The organism is Janthinobacterium sp. BJB401, assembly GCF_013372745.1.
Lineage (GTDB): Bacteria > Pseudomonadota > Gammaproteobacteria > Burkholderiales > Burkholderiaceae_D > Janthinobacterium > Janthinobacterium rivuli.
Genome location: NZ_JABXFH010000021.1, coordinates 51,546 through 67,617, shown reverse-complemented (window position 1 = coordinate 67,617; position 16,072 = coordinate 51,546). Strand labels below are relative to the sequence as shown.

The window sequence follows — 16,072 nt, the reverse complement described above, 5'->3', positions numbered from 1 at the left end:
CGTGCGCGTGATGACGCCGGCAGTGTCCTGGCCACGCTGGGGTGCTGGCGGCATGCTGGCTGTGGCGTTGTTTGCCGGTCTGCTCATCGCCGTGCAGGCGGGCGCCGTGCCCGTGACCCTGGCCGACTGGCTGGCGCCGTTTCAAGCGGGCGACGATGCATTGTCCGGCGGCGCGTATGTGCTGTGGCATATCCGTTTGCCGCGCGCCCTGTTCGCCGCCCTGATCGGCGCCGCGCTGGCGCTGGCCGGCGGCCTGACGCAAGGGCTGTTCCGCAATCCGCTGGCCGATCCCGGGCTGCTGGGCGTAAGCAGCGGCGCCGCCTGCGCGGGCGCGGCCACCATCGTTTTCGCCGCCAGCCTGCACGTGGCGCCCGAGCTGCGCGTGTGGCTGCTGCCGGGGGCCGCGTTTGGCGGCGCCATGCTCATTTGCGTGCTGCTCGACCGGGTCGCCCGTTGGGCCACCCCCGGTTCCATCGTCGGCCTGCTGTTGACGGGCGTGGCGCTGAACGCCATCACGGTGGCCGTCATGGGCCTGTGCATCTACCTGGCCAGCGACGACCAGCTGCGCACCCTGACTTTCTGGACCCTCGGTTCGCTGTCGGCCGGCAGCTGGCGCCAGGTGGCGGCTTTGCTGATAGTGCTGACCGGCGCGCTGTGGGCCACGCGCTTCCTGATGCGTTCATTGAACGCGCTGGCGCTGGGCGAGGCGCAGGCGCAGCACGTGGGCATCGACGTGGGCCGGCTGCGCACGCAGGTCATCGTGCTGGTGGCCGTGCTGACGGGCTTTGCCGTCGCCTGGTGCGGCGGCATCGGTTTTATCGGCCTGATCGCGCCGCACCTGGTGCGCACCTGGCTGGGCGCCGACCAGCGCCGTGTGCTACCGCTGTCGATGCTGGCCGGCGGCTTGCTGCTGCTGTTGGCCGACACCCTGGCGCGCACGGTCGCCATTCCTGCGGAAGTCCCCGTCGGTATTTTCACGGCCTTGCTGGGCGGGCCATTTTTCCTGATGCTGTTGCGGCGCTTCCGCCACGGCACCGCTTAGAGGTGAACATGACGCCCCTGCTGGAACTCTCCTTCGCCACAACCCAATTAGGCCAGCAGTATTTCGGCCCCTTCAATGTGCGGGTGGCGCCCGGCGAGCGCGTCGCCATCCTCGGCCCCAGCGGCGCGGGCAAGTCGACCCTGCTCAAACTGATGGCGCGCGAACTGCAGCCGCAGGCGGGCCAGGTGATGCTTGCCGGCCGTCCCCTGGCGCAGTGGCCGCTGGCCGGCCTGGCGCGGTGCCGCGCCGTGCTGCCGCAAGGCTCGCACGTGGCCTTCGGATTGCAGTGCGAACTGGTGATCGGCCTGGGAAGAGTGGCGCGCCTGGTCGACCCGCAATTGGGACGGATCGTGCAGGACGCCGCCGCCCTGGCGCACGCCGGGCATCTACTGGGCCGGCGCCTGGACACTTTATCCGGCGGCGAACAGGCCAGGGTGCAGCTGGCGCGTATCTTCGCGCAGATGTGGGATGTCAAAGATGGCTTGATACTCGTCGACGAACCGCTGGCGGCACTCGATCCCGGCCTGCAGTTCGATCTGCTCGACAGCCTGCAGCAGTTTTGCGCCGCGCGCGGCCATGCCGTCATCGCCATCCTGCACGACATCAACCACGCCTTGCTGGGTTTTGAGCGGCTGCTGCTGGTGCGTTCGGGCCAGCTGGTGGCCGATATCGCCAGCGATGCGGGCGCCGTGCCGGCCCTGGCCGCGCTGTACGGCATCGCCCTGACGACGGCCACCAGCAGCGATGGCCATGTATGCGTCATCCCCGCCCGGAGCGCCGTGCGCCGGGCCGCCTAGATTGCTACCACACGTCCACCGCGCGCGGCCGCGCCATCTGGCCGCTGCCCAGCAGCCACACCATCAGGGCCTCGGCCTGTTCGCGCGTAGCCGCCACTTCCTGCAGAATGCCGAACGCTTTCATGGCGCCGGCCGCCATCGCCTGCAGGCGCGCGCGCCGTTCCGCATCCGCCTCGATGGACACCAGGCCCCGGCAAAGGGTGGCCAGCGCCACCTTGTTGTGCTTGAGCCACAGGCCGCGCCGCTTGCGGTCGACGTGCGCTTCGTCGTCACGCTCCTCTTCGAACAGCATGACGAACGGTACACCGTGGCGCAGCAGGGCGTCCATGTCGTTTTCCCACAGCGGGGCATAGCCGGTGACGGCCGTTTCAGGGCGAAAGCGCACGATGGGAAAGTCGCTGACGTCGTGGATGGAAAAATGGGCGGGATTCGGTTTCATTGGGTACTTTCTTGCGAGGTGCTTGAAAAGGCTTGCCAGCCGCCGCCCAGCGCCTTGTAGACCTGGACCAGCGACAGCGACGCGGTGGCGCGGCTGTCGACCAGCGCCGCTTCGTTGTTCAATAAAGTGTTTTGCACATGCAGCACATTGATCAGGTCCGTGCCGCCCTGGCGGTATTGCAGCTCCGCGCTGCCCAGCGCGCGGCGTCCCTGTTTGACGGCTTCATCGAGGCTGGCCTGGCGGCGCTGGTTCGCCTGGTAGCCAGACAGCGCGTCTTCCACTTCGTGCCAGGCGGCCAGCACGGTCTGGCGGTAGGCGATGGCCGCTTCCTGCTGCTGCGCCTCGCGCAATTGCAGATTGCCGCGCAGGCGGCCGCCATCGAACAGGGGCACGCTGAAGCCGGGGCCGAAGGCGAAGCGTTTGGCGTCCCAGCCGATGTTGGACAGCTGCATCGCTTGCAGGCCGATACTGCCCGAGAGCGTGATGCGCGGATAAAAATCGCCTTGCGCCACGCCGATGGCGGCCGTGGCCGCGTGCAGCTGCGCTTCGGCGCGGCGGATGTCGGGTCGCCGCTCGGCCAGGCTGCTCGGTACGCCCAGCTGCACCTGCATGGCCACAACAGGGATCTCCTTGCTGGCCGCCAGTTCCGCCTGCAAGCCTTGCGGCGGCAGCGCCAGCAAGAGGGCGAGGGCATTGCCCAGGTGCGCTTCGCGCTGCTGCAGCGGCGGCAAACGCGCTTCGATGGTGGCCACATGGGCCGCCGCCTCGGCCTCGTCGAGCTGCGTCGCCGCGCCTTCGCGCAGGCGGATACGCGTCAGGTTCAAGGTATGGCGGGCGATATCGAGCAGCTGCTGCGTGATGGCCAGGGTTTGCTGCGCGCCACGCAGCTCGATGTAGTCGCGCGCCGTCTCGGCCAGCACGGCCAGCAGCACGCCGCGCTGCGTTTCCACGGCCACGTCGACCTGCGCGTCGGCCGCTTCCACTTCGCGCCGCACACGGCCCCACAAGTCCAGCTCCCAGGCCGCGTCGAGATTGCTTTGCCACAGGCTGTAGGCGGACTGGCCGTTGTTGCGCGACGGGTCGCTCCAACCCTGCTCGCTGTTGCGCGCGCGGCCATAGCTGCCATTCGCGCCCAGCGACGGGCCTTGCGCGGCGCCGGCCACGCCCCGTGCGGCGCGGCTTTGTTCCAGCCGGCTGGCGGCCGCCAGCACGTCGAGATTGGCGCCGGCGGCGCGCCGCAGCAGGGACGACAGAGTCGCGTCGCCAAAGCTGTCCCACCAGCGCTGCTCGATGACGCCTTCCTGGCTTGCGGCGAACCGGGCGTCCTGCGCCTGGCGCCATTGCTGTCCCAGATCATGGTGCGGACGCTGGAAGTCGGTGCCGACGCTGCCGCAGCCGGCCAGGCCCAGGGCCGTGATAAAGATCAGTGCTTTCATCGCGCGCTCACCTGTGTCAATGCTTGACGGCGCATGGCCGTATCGATGCGCACTTCGGCCGACATGCCCACGCGCAGGCGGGTGCCCCGGTCCCGGTCGCCATCCTGGCCCGGATCGAGCGCGATCCGCACGGGGATGCGCTGCACCACCTTGGTGAAGTTGCCGGTGGCGTTTTCCGGCGCGATGGCGGCAAACGTCACGCCCGTGGCGGGCGCGATACTGTGCACCGTGCCGTGCAGGAGCACGCCCGGATAGGCGTCGACGGCGATGCTGGCGCGCTGGCCCTGGCGCACGTGCGTCAGCTGGGTTTCCTGCAGGTTGGCGACGACGAAGCTGCGGTTCAATGGCACTACGGCCATCAGGCTGGCGCCGGGAGCCACGAGGGCGCCGACGCGCACGGCGCGGCGTCCGACGATGCCGTCGATGGGGGCGCGCAGCTGCGTATGCGACAGATCCAGTTCGGCCCGTTGCAGGCTGGCGCGGGCGCGCAGCAGGGCCGCTTCGGCCGCGCCTTGCTGCGCTTGCAGAATGTCCGTCTGCTTGCGCGTGGAGACGAGGGCGGCGCGGTTTTGCGCCAGGCGCGCGCGGCTCACATCGAAGCGTGATTGCGCCTGCTGCGCGTTCTGCACGCTGCCCGCGCCCTGGCCAGCCAGGTGCGTTGAACGGGCCAGCTCCTGCTGCGCCAGTTTGTCTTCCGCCTGGTTGGCGTCGACCAGGGTGCTGGCTTGTTCGATCACCGATTGCTGGCGCTGCACCGTGGCGCGGGCATTCGCCAGCTGCGCTTCGGCGCCCGCGACTTCGGCACGGGCCGAGGCGGCGGCGGCCTGGTAGTCGCGGTCGTCGATGCGCGCCAGCAGCTGACCCGCCTTGACAGCCTGGTTGTCTTCCACCAGCACATCGCGCACGATGCCGCCCACCTTGGGGGAAAGCACGGTGTAGTCGGCGCTGACAAAGGCGTCGTCCGTGCTTTGTTCGTCGCCACGGGCGAACAGCAGTTTCCAGGCGCAAAAGGCGAGGGCGCCGGCCAGCAAGGCCAGGCCGAGAAGAAAGGCGCGCGAGCGCAGTATGGGTTTTTGCATGGGGATGCTCTTTCGTAAAAATGAAAATTCAAGCGGCGCGCGGCGGATAGACGCGCGTCGGCAGGATGGGGATGATCACAATCATGGCCAGCGCGATGGCGGCCACCGTGAGGTACAGGTCGGACGAGGTCAGGGTGACGACTTGCGCGTGCATGCGCTGTGCCAGCCCTGGCACATCGACGGCGTCCGGCAGGTTGCCCAGGCGTTCGCTGAGCACCGTCGAATGAAAATGGTTGCGGCGCGTGATCAGCGCATCGAGCACGCCGGTGGCGACGACGGCCGACATGCCCTTGATGGTGTTGAACCAGGCCGAGGCGAAAGGGCCATCCTGCGGCGCCAGGCCCGTGGTGGCCAGCAGCAGCAAGGGAATCACGGCCATCGGTTGGGCAAAAATCTGCACGGCTTGCAGCAGGTAGAAATGCGTGCGGATCCAGTCCGGCGACATGCGCGCGCCGAGCACGCAGGAGACGGCCAGCATGCCCAGGCCGATGGCCAGTACCCAGCGGCAGTCGACGGCGCGCAGATTGCACAGGGCGGCCACCAGCGGCAGCGCGATCAATTGCGGCAGTGCCACCATCAGCATCACGGGCGCCGTTTGCAGCGGGCGGTAGGCGTGTACCTGCGCCAGGTAGGACGAGGGAATCAGGATCACGGCCAGCAGCACGAACAGCACGCCGCCCAGGGTCAGCAGGGCATGGCTGAGGTTACGCCGCGATAGCAGTTGCAGCTTGAAGAACGGCAGCGGATGCGACCACTCGTTGATGAAGAACAGCACCAGCAGCACGGCGCCGCCGCCCAGCAGCACGCAGATCAGGGGCGAATGGAACCAGTTCAGGCGCTCGCCCTGCAGCATGCCGACCACCAGCATGCTGATGGCGGGCAGGCCAAGCAGCAGGCCGCGCCAGTCGAACTGGCGGAATCGTTCGAGGCGCAGCGGGTCTTGCGGCAAGCCCCAGGACACCATCAGCAGGGCGACGATGCTGCCCGGGACGACTTGCCAGAAGGCCCATTGCCAGCCCAGGTACTCGGTCCAGAAGGCGGCCAGCGGCGTGCCCAGGCTGGGGCCGAAAGTGGCGCTCAGCGCATAGCCGCCCAGGCCATATAGCTTGATGTTCGGCGGCAGGAAGCGCAGCGCCACCGTCATCAGCATGGGCGGCAGGGCGCCGCCTGCCGCGCCCTGCACCACGCGCAGTATCATCAGCACGGACAGGTTCGGCGCGAACGGGCATAGCATGCCGGCCGCCATGCAGACGATGATGGCGGTGGCCGTCAGCCGGCGCAGCGAGAAGGTGACGGAACACCACGGCGCGAACGCCATGGCCGACACCGAGGCGGCCGCATACAGGGCGACGAGCCAGCTGGCGTCGTCGCGCGCGATGCCCATGGCGCCGCGGATGTCGGCCAGCGCGACCTTGGTGATGTTTTCATTCAGGCCGGACACCAGCACGGCCAGCAGCACACCGGTCAGGCCGGTGGCCAGGCGCAGGCCGAAAACAGGTGGGGCGGGAGGCGCAGCCGCAGGGGCGGCGCCGGGAAGCGATACAGCGGACACAGGGAACTCCGTGGATGAGGATCAGTCCACGCAGTATAGGTAGCCGTTAATCTTGTGAAAATTGATAATTAAGGAAGTTTGAATTGCGTCTGGCGCAATGATGGGTGGGGTCGGACCCTGTGGGTCTGACCCCGGTCTTTACCGTTGGGTTTGGCGTCTGGCGGGTGAGTTCAAATCAAACTCCCCCCAATCAAATGCCGGGGTCAGACCCGCAAGGGTCTGACCCCATGCACAAGTCCTTGATCATGCGGCGCAGCCAGCGGTGCGCATGGTCGTGGTCCAGGCGCGGGTGCCAGGCCTGGAACACTTCCACGCTGTCGACGGGAATCGGCAGTTCGAAGGTGCGCAGCTTCAGGCCCAGGCGCTCGACGATGGCCAGCAGCGGCGTGGGCATCAGCGGCAGCAGCAGGCGCGAATCGGCCACGGCGAAGATGGCGGACTGGAAGTTGGGGCTGATCAGCGAAACCCGGCGCGTGTAGCCACGCTCGGCCAGGGCGGTGTCGAAGGGGCCGCGCGCCAGGCCGCGCCGCGAGACGCTGATATGTTCGTACTCGGTAAAGCTGTCCAGGTTGATGGGGCCGTCGAAGATCGGGTGGTCGCTGCGGGCGATGCCGACAAAGCCGCTGCTAAACAGCTGCTGCAGCTTGATGTCGGGCGCAAAGGCGCGCCGCGCGCTGATGTACAGGTCGACGCGGCCCGCGTGCAGGGCGTCGTTTTCCGTGGCGCCATCGCCTTCGGGCACGAAGCGCAGCACCGTGTGCGGCGCGTGCACGGCCAGCAGGTCGCGCAGCTTGCCGCCGTAGGCGCCGACAAACACGTCGTTGGCGCACAGGCTGAAGGTGCGTTCCAGGGTGCGCAAGTCGATTTCACGGCCGGACGTGAAGATGGCGTGCGCCTGCTCCACCACGCCGCGCACCTGCTCGCGCAATTCCAGCGCGCGCGGAGTCGGCGCCAGGCCGCGCCCGGAGCGCACGAAGACGGGGTCGCCGATGGCGTCGCGGATGCGCGCCAGGGTGCGGCTCATGGCCGGCGCGCTCAGGTTCATGCGCCGCGCGGCGGCCACGGCGCTGCCTTCCTCGAGCAGGATGTCGAGGGCGACGAGCAGGTTCAGGTCGGGGAGTTTCATGCGCCGATTATAGCGCCCGGCCGCCGCTTCAGAAATCCACCTGCGCCGAGAAACGCGCGCTGCGCGGGCTGCCCACGTTCAGCCAACCGCCGCCCACGCCCGCTGCCGACGCCCAGTAGCGGCGGTCGAACACATTGTCCAGGTTAGCCCGCAGCACCACCGGACGCACGTCCTGCAGCCGCAGCGTGTAGCGCGCGCCCAGGTCGAGGATGGACCAGGCGGGGATCTGCTGCAAGTTGCCCGAGCCGGCATACTGCGAGCCCGCATGCGTGATCCTGCCCGTCACCGTCAGGCCGGGCGCAAACGGCGCATCCCATTCCGAGCCGAGATTGACATTCAGCCTGGAGATGCCGGGTGCCTTGTCGCCGTCAGACTTGCCTTGCGGGGTGGCCGTCAGCACGGCGTCGAGCAGCATGGCGCCGGCCATCACGCGCCAGCCCTTGGCGGGTTCGCCGACGATGGACGCTTCCAGGCCCCGGTTGCGCTGTTCGCCAAACAGGCCGTACACCATGCTGGCGGTGTCGAGCTGGCCATTGGGCTGCTTGACCTGGAAGACGCTGACGGTGGTCAGGTAGTCGCCCGTATCGATCTTCACGCCCGCCTCGTGCTGGCGGCTTTTATAGGGGGAGAAGATTTCGCCGGCGTTCCTCGCCATATCGGGCGCCACGGGGCCCTTGTTCAGTGCCTGCATGCTGTTGGCGTACAGCGACACGTTGGCGACGGGCTTGAAGACGATGCCCACGCCTGGCGTCAGCGCGCTCTTGTCGTAGGCCGTTTTTACGCCGTTGCGGTAGCTGGCCACATCGACGCGCTGGTGGCGCGCGCCGCCCATCAGTTGCAAGCGGCCGTCCAGCATGGTGATGGTGATGGTGTCGGCGATGGCAAAGCTGGTCAGCGTGCTCTGCGACGTCAGGGGCAGCGCGCCCAGGCGACTGGTAAATACCGGAGCATCGACGAACACGGGCGCAAACAGATTGGAGTTGAGTTCGCCGTTGTATTCGCGCGCGCTGTAGATTTTCTGCCACGTGCCGCTGGCGCCCGCGTGCAGTTCATGCGTCAGGGCGCCCGTCCTGAGCACGCCGCGCAAACCCGCTTCACCGGAGCGCGACTTGGTCAGCGAAGGGCGCGATGAAAAGTATTCGGTAAAGTCGCCTGCGCTGTTGCCGATGATGGGTTCTGGCGACAGTTTGTCCTGCTGTGCATGCTGGGCGCCCAGCGCGGCGTAGGCCGTCAACCCGGGTGCGAGATCGTATTCGATCCTCGCCATGCCGAATTCGGTGGTCGACTTGGCGTAGTTCCATCGCTGCGTGGTGTTGCGCGTCGGTGGCTTGGGGATGTCGAAGCCGTTCGAATCGAGGAAGTACCACCAGCCGCCGCGCCGCATGTCGAGGTGGTCGTAGCCGAGATCGAGCGAGGCGCGCAGGGCGTCGCCCCGGTAGTCGAGTCCCAGGCTGGCCGTGCCCATGGTCTTGTCACTACCCTTCAGCGCCGTTTCGCCGTCGCGGTACACGGCATTGGCGCGCACGCCGAACTGCCTGTTGTCGCCGAAGCGGCGGCCCACGTCCAGGTGGGCGCCGAACTGTGCGCGCGAGTCGTAGCTGCCCGTCAGGCGCGTGAGCGGTTCGTCGCCGGCGCGCTTGGGCACCAGGTTGATGATGGCGCCGATGCTGCCGCCGGGCGCGATGCCGGCCAAAAAGGCCGAGGTGCCTTTCAGCACTTCCACCCTTTCCAGCGTTTCCATGGGGATCTTGGTAGCCGGCGCCACGCCGAACAGGCCGCCGTAGCTGATGTCCTCGGCCAGCACATTGAAGCCGCGCACGTGGGGCTGGTCGATATAGCTGTCGCGCGGCCAGCCGCTGGCGATCGACGGGTCGTTTGCCAGCACGTCGCCCAGGCTGCGCGCCTGCTGGTTGCGCAGCAGTTCTTCCGTGTAACTGGTGGCGGCAAACGGCGTATCCATCACGTCGCGCGTACCCAGCACGCCCAGGCGGCTACCGCGCGCGATCTGCCCGCCCGCATAGGCGCCGGGCAGGGCGTCGTCCTGCGCGCCGCTGACGCTCACTTCGGGCATGACGGCGTCGCGCGCACCGGCAGGCGTGGCCGGGGCGGCGCGCAGCGTATAGCCGCCCGCCTCGGTGCGCAGCAGTTCCAGGCCGCTGCCGGCCAGCGCCAGCCGCAGCGCTTGCGCCGCATCGTAGCGGCCGCGCACGGGGGCGGCGCTGCGCTTGGCCGCCAGGGTGGCGTCTATGGTCAGCACCACGCCGGCCTGGCGCGCGATTTTATTCAGGCTGGCGGCCAGCGCGCCGGCGGGGATATCGTATTCCTGCACGGCTTGGGTGGCGTCACGGTGTTGCGCCAGGGCGGACAGGGGCGCCAGTGCGGCGCCGCTCGCCACGAGGACGGCGGCAAACAGGGGATGGTATGGGAAAGGCAAGGACACGGCGCGACTCCTGAAAAAGGGAAAAAGATGGGGCTTCCCTTCCTTGCCGTGCCAGATCGCGAAAGTGAGAGGGGCAGTATGATTATTTATTTTCATCCCGCAGGCGCACCGTGCTCCACCAGCGGGCCGTGGTCGATACTTCCACCGGCACGGCCGCGCTCAGTGCCAGCAGGGCAGCGTTACTGTTGCCCAGCGGCAGGGCGCCGCTCACGCGCAGGCGCGCCGCCTCGGGCGTCACGTGCAGGTAGCCGTGGTGATAGCGGGCGATTTCGGCCACCACGGCGCCCAGCGGCTGGTTCTCCACCACCAGCATGCCGTCTTTCCAGGCGTCGGCATTGCCGTCGGCCGGGGCGGGCAGGCCGACCACGCCGTCGTGCAGGCGCACGGTTTCGCCCTGGCCCACGATGCGCTCCTGGGCGCACGGCACCTGCGGCTGCGGCGCGCAGCTGGTCGGACGGACGGCGACCGAAAAGCGCGTCACCGTCAGGCGCGTGCCGCCCTCGTCGAGGCGGCGCACGATGAAGCTGGTGCCCAGCGCGCGCAGGCTGCCGTCCGGCGTGTGCACGATGAAGGGACGCCCGCCGTCGTTGCCGCTGTGGCTGGTATCGATGGCGATCTCGCCGCTGCGCAACATCACGCCGCGCTCGCGGCTGTCGAATGCAAGATCCACGGCGCTGCCGGTATTGAGGTGCAGCACACTCCCGTCGGGCAGCAGTACGCTCCGGCGCTCACCCGTGCCCGTACGGTAGTCAGCCAGCAGGTCCAGCGGTTGCACGTGATGGATGCTGCCGATGCCGGCGGCCAGCATGACCGCGAGCGCTGTCGCTGCTGCCACGCGCGCGGGTTGCGCCAGGCGCCGTTTGCCGCGCTTGAGCAACAGCGTGCGGGTGGTCGGACCGGTGGCCGGCGCCAGTTGCTGGTCGATTTGCCCCAGCTGCCGCCAGACCCGCGCATGCTCCGTCGCCTGTTCCAGCCAGGCTTGCAAGCCGTGCCGGTCCGCTGCGCTGGCCGTGCCTGAACCGAGCAGCAACTGCCAGGCGATCGCCTGGTCCAGCACACTGGCTGGTACGGGAGCATGGGCATGCATGTCAGCGCGTCTCGCCAAATTGCAGGTGATAGGCCAGGCGCGCGGCATTGGCCAGGTATTGCCGCACGCGCGGCACCGAGATTTTCATTTGCGCGGCGATGTCGGCATGCGCCAGTCCATCGAGACGGCTCAGCAGCCAGGCCTGGCGGGTTTTTGGCGTCATGGCGTCGAGCATGCGGCCCACCGCTTCGAGCGTCTGCAGCGCCAGCAGCCGTTCTTCGGGCGAAGGATGCAGCGCCGGCGGCAGGGCCGCCAGATCGGTCAGGTAGGCTTGTTCCAGGTCGGCGCGGCGGAAGCTGTCGATCATCAGGCCGCGCGCGATGGTGGTCAGGTAGGCGCGCGGCGAGCGCAGCGCCAGCGCGCCGGGGCTGGCTGGTGCGGGCGCGCCCAGCAGGCGCGCGAAGGTGTCGTGCGTGAGGTCGGCAGCCTGATGCTGGTTGTTCAGCTTTTTGCGTAGCCAGCCTAGCAGCCAGCCGTGGTGCTCGCCATACAGCGTCTGCAGCGGGGTGTCTGAAGTAGATAGGGGATGGGCCAGCGGCATGGATGCCTCCAGGAGTTCGGCTGCCATGCGGCAGTAATGCAAATAAGAATTATTCGCAATTATAGGCGAAGTGCCGGGGCGGATGCAATCGGGGACGCGCAAATGCAAAACGCCGGGACGGTGCCCGGCGTTCTCGTGACTAGCTGCGTCTATGCGTATTACTCTGCTGCCGGCTCGGCGCCGCAGCATTTCTTGAACTTCTTGCCGCTGCCGCAAGGGCAGTCGTCGTTGCGGCCCACTTTCGGCTCTTCGCGCTTCATGGTTTGCACCGGTGCTTTGCGGCGCGGTACCCAGAAACGGTGGATGGCCGGCAGGTTCGCTTCCAGTTCCTGCGCCAGCTTGTGCGCCTTGACCGGGTCTTCCACCAGTTTCAGCTCTTCTTCCTTGATTTCGTCGGCGCCCAGCAGGTAGATCGGCTGCATCAGTTCGGCCACTTCGGAATCCCAGATCTCGTTCCACGAGCCAGGACGCAGTTCCATGCCGTCCCAGAAGCCCCAGCACCACGCTTCGGCGTCGATCAGGGTCTGGCCTTCATAGTCGTGCTCGACGAACAGCGCTTCGAACTCTTTCGGCGCCACTTCAAACGTCACCAGCACTTCGTTCATGAAGCGCATGATCAGGTTGACGATGCGCTCTTCTTCCTTGCTGTTCTTGAATTTTGGCGCATCTTCGGCGTTTTCGCCCCACACGCGCGGCAACCACTCGGCCGGCATGATCGGTTCCGGGCCGATGGCGACGGCCGTCAGATAGCCGTGCAGCATATCCATGGTCATCGCGTCCTCGGAGCAGCGCTCCGACAACAGGAATTGGTCTAATTCGTCGAATTCTTTTTCTGATAATGGCTGTTCGAGTTGCATGGCTTGCTCTTTGATTGAATGTAAGGCGCCAGTATACGCCTTGCTGCGGCTTGCCGCCGAAGTGTTTGCACCGGCGGCCCGCGCGCGCCTTACAATGTCGCTTATGCACAATGAAAACCAGCCGCACGAGGACGACCGGCCCGTCCATCCCTTTTCCGCCCTGAGCCCAGATTGCGTGCTCGACGCCCTCGACAGCGTGGGGCTGCGCGGCGATGGCCGTCTGCTGGCCCTGAACAGCTATGAAAACCGCGTCTACCAGGTGGGCATCGAAGACAGTGCGCCCCTGGTGGCCAAGTTTTACCGCCCCGCGCGCTGGAGCGATACGGCCATCCTGGAAGAGCACGCGTTCGTGTCCGAGCTGGTCGAGCGCGAAATCCAGGTGGTGCCGGCGCTGTCCATCAACGGCAGCACCCTGCACCAGTACCAGGGCTTCCGCTTTGCCGTCTTCCCCCGCCACGGCGGCCGCGCGCCCGAGCTGGACGACCCGGCCACGCTGGAATGGATAGGGCGCTTCATCGGCCGCATCCACGCCGTCGGCGCGCTGTCCACCTACAAGGAACGTCCGGCGCTCGACCATCAGACGTTCGGCGTCGAACCGCGCGAGTTCTTGTTGGAGGGCAATTTCCTGCCGCCCGAACTGCTGGCCGCATATTCCAGCGTGGCGCAGCAGGCGCTCGATGGCGTCAAGCGCTGCTATGACCGCGCGGGCGACGTGGCCATGCTGCGCACGCATGGTGATTGCCATGGCGGCAACGTGCTGTGGACGGACGCCGGCCCCCATTTCGTCGATTTCGACGATAGCCGCATGGGACCGGCCATCCAGGACCTGTGGATGATGCTGTCGGGCGAGCGGGGCGACCAGGTTCGCCAGATGAGCGACATCCTGGCCGGCTACGAAGACTTTTGCGATTTCGACCCGCGCCAGCTCTACCTGGTCGAGGCGCTGCGCACCCTGCGCCTGATCCATTATTCGGCCTGGCTGGCACGCCGCTGGGACGACCCCGCCTTCCCCGTCGCCTTCCCGTGGTTCAACACGCAGCGCTACTGGCAGGACCGCATCCTGGAATTGCGCGAGCAGGTTGCCTTGATGGATGAAGCGCCTTTGTGGCCCATTTGACCTAAACGCCCGAAAAGGGCGGTAAAAGGCGCTCTTCTTGCCGCGCTGATTTGTGCATGCCTGTTCGATAATGGTGGTAATAAATTCCTAGAAGCAACGGAATTCACCCGAACAAGCGAGAAATCATGCAAGCACAGCAAAATCAGCGCCAGGCCGCCTCCCTTACCGTCGCGTATTGCGCCGACGACGAGTTCGACCAGGACAGCATGGTCTCGCTGCATGATTTCAAGGACCTGGAAAGCAAGGCGGAAGCGCCGGCCCCGGTCGCCATCGCCGCACCCCAGCCGCAAGCCGAGCCGGCAGCCGAAGCCGATGCCAAGGCGCCCGCTGCCGAACGCCAGAAAATGGAATTGAAAGCCATCCACGAGGCGATTGCCCGCGTGGAAGCGGAAGCGAAGGCCACCTGCGCCGCCGAAAGCCGCGCGCTGGCCGAAGCGCGCGTGCGCTCGCTGGCCGAGGACCGCGCCGCCATCGACGCGGCCGCCGCCGCCGCCGCACAGCAAAATGCGCAGGCCGCCGAAGAAGCGATTGCCGCCAACCGCGAACGCCTCGACACCATGCGCGCCGCCGCGCAAGCCAGCGTGGCCCGCCTGGAAGCAGTCAAGCAGGAGACGGCCGAACTGCGCGCACGCGTGGAATCCGACAATGAAATCCGCCTGGCCGCCGAACAGCGTTCGCGCGCCGAGCAGGAAAGCCGCTTGCGCGCCAGCGAGCAAGTGGCCGTGCAGTCGGAACTGGCCGAACAGGCCGCCCGCGCCGCCGAGGAATTGCAGGTGCAGACGGAGCAGGCGCGCCTGCAAGCCGTCGAGCGCGTCGCCGCCGTGCAGGCGGCCAAGGAAGAAATGGTGGGCATCGCCTCGGCCGACGCCAGAGTCGCCGTGCTGGCGCGCGAACGCGAGCGCCATGCCCACGGTGCGCGCCAGACGGCGCAGATGCTGGCCGAAGCGGAAAGCGAAGCGCTGGACTTGACGGTGCAGCGCGAGCGCGCCGACCAGATCGCGCTGGAATCGGCGTTTAATCGCGCCGCCGCCGAAGTGCGCGCCCTGGAAGAAGCGCGCGCGCTGGCGCACCTGGAACAGGAACGCGAAGCCATCGCGCTGGCGCAGGCGGAATCGGAACGCCATGCGGCCCAATCGCTGCGTTTGCGCCTGCAGACGGAAAAAGAATTGCGCGACGCGGCCATCCACCGCGAGCGCCTGGAAATGGTCGCCGTGGCCAGCGCGCAGGCGCGCCGCGATGCCGACGTGCGCATCCTTGCCGCCACCGAAGCGCGCATCGAGGTAGACCGCCAGCTGCGCGCCGTAGCGCTGGCCCGCGTGACGGCCGAACAGGATGCGGAAATCGCCGGCCACGCCAAGCTGGAAGCGGAAACGGCCGCACTCGAACAGACCAAGGCACGCGAAGCGGCCGAACAGGCAGCCGCCGTGGCGGCAGCCCGCGAACTGGAAGAGCAGCAGCGCGCCGCCAGCCTGGCGCACGAGCGCGCCGAGCTGGCGCGCCAGGCGGCGGAACTGGCCGCTAGCCAGAACGCAGCCGAGCAGGCCGAAGTCGATGCCGGCAAGTCGACCTTGGCCGCGCAAGAACAGGCATCGCAACTGGCGCAGGAAAAAGCCCGCCAGGCAGAGCAGCTGCTGCAGGCGGAGCAGGAACGCCTGGCCGCGGAACAAGCCGCCATCGCCGCCCTGAAAGAAAAACTGGAAGCGGAAGCGCTGGCATTCAACGCGGCGCAGGAACGCATCGCCGCCGAAGGCGCGCAAGCGGAACTGCTGCGCGGCCAGCACGCGGCCGAACAGGCTTTGCGGGAAGCGGCGCAAAAGGAAGCGGACGCCATCCGCATCCTGATGGACCAGTCCCTGGTCGAAGGTGAAAAAAAGGCCGCTGCCGCGCAAGCCGTGCAGGCGCAGGCGCGCCTGGCCGTGGAACTGGGACAAGTGCATAGCGAGCGCGCCCGCGTGGAAGAAGACAAGGCGCAAGCGGCCGATGCGCTGCTGGCGTCCGAGCGCGATTTCGTCGCGGCCGAACGCGAGTCGCTGGCCCTGATTGCGCAAAAGCTGGTGCAGCAGCGCCAGACCAGCAGCGCCGAAGAACGCGCCTCGCAAGCCATCGCCGGCCGCCTGGAAGCGGAAAAGCAGGCGACGGCGGCAGCAGAAACGCGCGCCGCCATGGAACAGCAGGCACTCGACGCCATGCGCCAGCGCGAGCAGCTGGAGCTGGCCGCGCAGCGGGCCGCCAGCGAAAAGCTCGACGCGCAGCAAGCCTTGCTGGCCAGCGCCCAGGCCCATGCCGCCCTGCAGCGCAAGGCAGCCGAGACGACGCGCGCGATGGCCGAGGCCAAGCAGCAATTGCTGGAGATGGAAACGGCGCGCGCGCAGCAGCAAGAGCGTGAACTGGCCGCCCTGCGCGCCAGCCTGGAGCAACCGCAAACCGTCTTTTCCAACTCCCTGACCGCCGCCCGCGCGAAAGCCGAACAAGTCAGTTCGGCCAGTTTGACGCGCGAAGTGATCGAGAGATTGACGCAGCCGAATGACGCGGGAGCCGTCTGGCGTTCGCGCTAGGCTC

Annotated in this window: 13 protein-coding genes; 4 read left to right on the top strand and 9 right to left on the bottom strand. The window is 67.5% G+C overall.

Features of this window, described 5'->3' with window-relative positions:
- Positions 1–10 precede the first annotated feature (10 nt).
- Together HWE17_RS15355 and HWE17_RS15350 are read left to right on the top strand one after the other, a co-directional pair.
- A complete protein-coding gene (locus tag HWE17_RS15355) occupies positions 11–1,042 on the top strand; it encodes an iron ABC transporter permease (RefSeq protein ID WP_255206267.1) in 1,032 nt (343 codons plus the stop codon).
- Positions 1,043–1,050: 8 nt separating this feature from the next.
- Positions 1,051–1,839, top strand: coding sequence for an ATP-binding cassette domain-containing protein (locus tag HWE17_RS15350; protein WP_176389336.1), 789 nt, complete (start codon positions 1,051–1,053; stop codon positions 1,837–1,839).
- A gap of 4 nt (positions 1,840–1,843) precedes the next feature.
- Here the strand turns inward: HWE17_RS15350 and HWE17_RS15345 are convergent, their stop codons facing one another.
- The 9 genes from HWE17_RS15345 to HWE17_RS15305 form a co-directional block, all read right to left on the bottom strand.
- Positions 1,844–2,278, bottom strand: a complete 435-nt coding sequence (locus HWE17_RS15345; protein ID WP_176389335.1) for a hypothetical protein — start codon at positions 2,276–2,278, stop codon at positions 1,844–1,846.
- Positions 2,275–3,714 (bottom strand): efflux transporter outer membrane subunit, encoded by a 1,440-nt coding sequence (locus tag HWE17_RS15340; RefSeq protein ID WP_176389334.1) that lies wholly within the window; start codon positions 3,712–3,714, stop codon positions 2,275–2,277. Before HWE17_RS15340 ends, HWE17_RS15345 begins: the two co-directional genes overlap by 4 nt.
- Positions 3,711–4,793 (bottom strand): HlyD family secretion protein, encoded by a 1,083-nt coding sequence (locus HWE17_RS15335; protein WP_176389333.1) that lies wholly within the window; start codon positions 4,791–4,793, stop codon positions 3,711–3,713. Before HWE17_RS15335 ends, HWE17_RS15340 begins: the two co-directional genes overlap by 4 nt.
- Before the next feature lie 28 nt (positions 4,794–4,821).
- Complete coding sequence (locus tag HWE17_RS15330) at positions 4,822–6,345, bottom strand: MFS transporter (protein WP_176389332.1); 1,524 nt, start codon at positions 6,343–6,345, stop codon at positions 4,822–4,824.
- A 190-nt stretch (positions 6,346–6,535) separates the two neighbouring features.
- Positions 6,536–7,471 (bottom strand): LysR family transcriptional regulator, encoded by a 936-nt coding sequence (locus tag HWE17_RS15325; protein ID WP_035825994.1) that lies wholly within the window; start codon positions 7,469–7,471, stop codon positions 6,536–6,538.
- 28 nt (positions 7,472–7,499) lie between these two features.
- Complete coding sequence (locus tag HWE17_RS15320; RefSeq protein WP_176389331.1) at positions 7,500–9,911, bottom strand: TonB-dependent siderophore receptor; 2,412 nt, start codon at positions 9,909–9,911, stop codon at positions 7,500–7,502.
- Positions 9,912–9,993: 82 nt separating this feature from the next.
- The gene (locus tag HWE17_RS15315) at positions 9,994–10,998 is read right to left on the bottom strand and encodes a FecR domain-containing protein (protein WP_176389330.1); all 1,005 of its coding nucleotides are present in this window, start codon (positions 10,996–10,998) and stop codon (positions 9,994–9,996) included.
- A 1-nt stretch (position 10,999) separates the two neighbouring features.
- Positions 11,000–11,566 (bottom strand): sigma-70 family RNA polymerase sigma factor, encoded by a 567-nt coding sequence (locus HWE17_RS15310; protein WP_255206262.1) that lies wholly within the window; start codon positions 11,564–11,566, stop codon positions 11,000–11,002.
- Positions 11,567–11,697: 131 nt separating this feature from the next.
- Positions 11,698–12,396 (bottom strand): UPF0149 family protein, encoded by a 699-nt coding sequence (locus HWE17_RS15305; protein ID WP_035825997.1) that lies wholly within the window; start codon positions 12,394–12,396, stop codon positions 11,698–11,700.
- A gap of 103 nt (positions 12,397–12,499) precedes the next feature.
- Between HWE17_RS15305 and HWE17_RS15300 the strand changes: the two genes are divergently transcribed.
- A complete protein-coding gene (locus HWE17_RS15300; protein ID WP_099404103.1) occupies positions 12,500–13,513 on the top strand; it encodes a serine/threonine protein kinase in 1,014 nt (337 codons plus the stop codon).
- A gap of 125 nt (positions 13,514–13,638) precedes the next feature.
- Entirely contained in the window at positions 13,639–16,068 is a 2,430-nt protein-coding gene (locus HWE17_RS15295) for a hypothetical protein (protein ID WP_176389329.1), read from the top strand.
- Positions 16,069–16,072: the final 4 nt, after the last annotated feature.

Bases quoted from the DNA above. Each gene is read 5' to 3' on its own strand.
- HWE17_RS15350 (WP_176389336.1), top strand. From the start codon at position 1,051: ATGACGCCCCTGCTGGAACTCTCCTTCGCCACAACCCAATTAGGCCAG.
- HWE17_RS15300 (WP_099404103.1), top strand. From the start codon at position 12,500: ATGCACAATGAAAACCAGCCGCACGAGGACGACCGGCCCGTCCATCCC.
- HWE17_RS15355 (WP_255206267.1), top strand. From the start codon at position 11: ATGACGCCGGCAGTGTCCTGGCCACGCTGGGGTGCTGGCGGCATGCTG.
- HWE17_RS15335 (WP_176389333.1), bottom strand. From the start codon at position 4,793: ATGCAAAAACCCATACTGCGCTCGCGCGCCTTTCTTCTCGGCCTGGCC.
- HWE17_RS15345 (WP_176389335.1), bottom strand. From the start codon at position 2,278: ATGAAACCGAATCCCGCCCATTTTTCCATCCACGACGTCAGCGACTTT.
- HWE17_RS15340 (WP_176389334.1), bottom strand. From the start codon at position 3,714: ATGAAAGCACTGATCTTTATCACGGCCCTGGGCCTGGCCGGCTGCGGC.
- HWE17_RS15305 (WP_035825997.1), bottom strand. From the start codon at position 12,396: ATGCAACTCGAACAGCCATTATCAGAAAAAGAATTCGACGAATTAGAC.
- HWE17_RS15295 (WP_176389329.1), top strand. From the start codon at position 13,639: ATGCAAGCACAGCAAAATCAGCGCCAGGCCGCCTCCCTTACCGTCGCG.
- HWE17_RS15325 (WP_035825994.1), bottom strand. From the start codon at position 7,471: ATGAAACTCCCCGACCTGAACCTGCTCGTCGCCCTCGACATCCTGCTC.
- HWE17_RS15310 (WP_255206262.1), bottom strand. From the start codon at position 11,566: ATGGCAGCCGAACTCCTGGAGGCATCCATGCCGCTGGCCCATCCCCTA.
- HWE17_RS15315 (WP_176389330.1), bottom strand. From the start codon at position 10,998: ATGCATGCCCATGCTCCCGTACCAGCCAGTGTGCTGGACCAGGCGATC.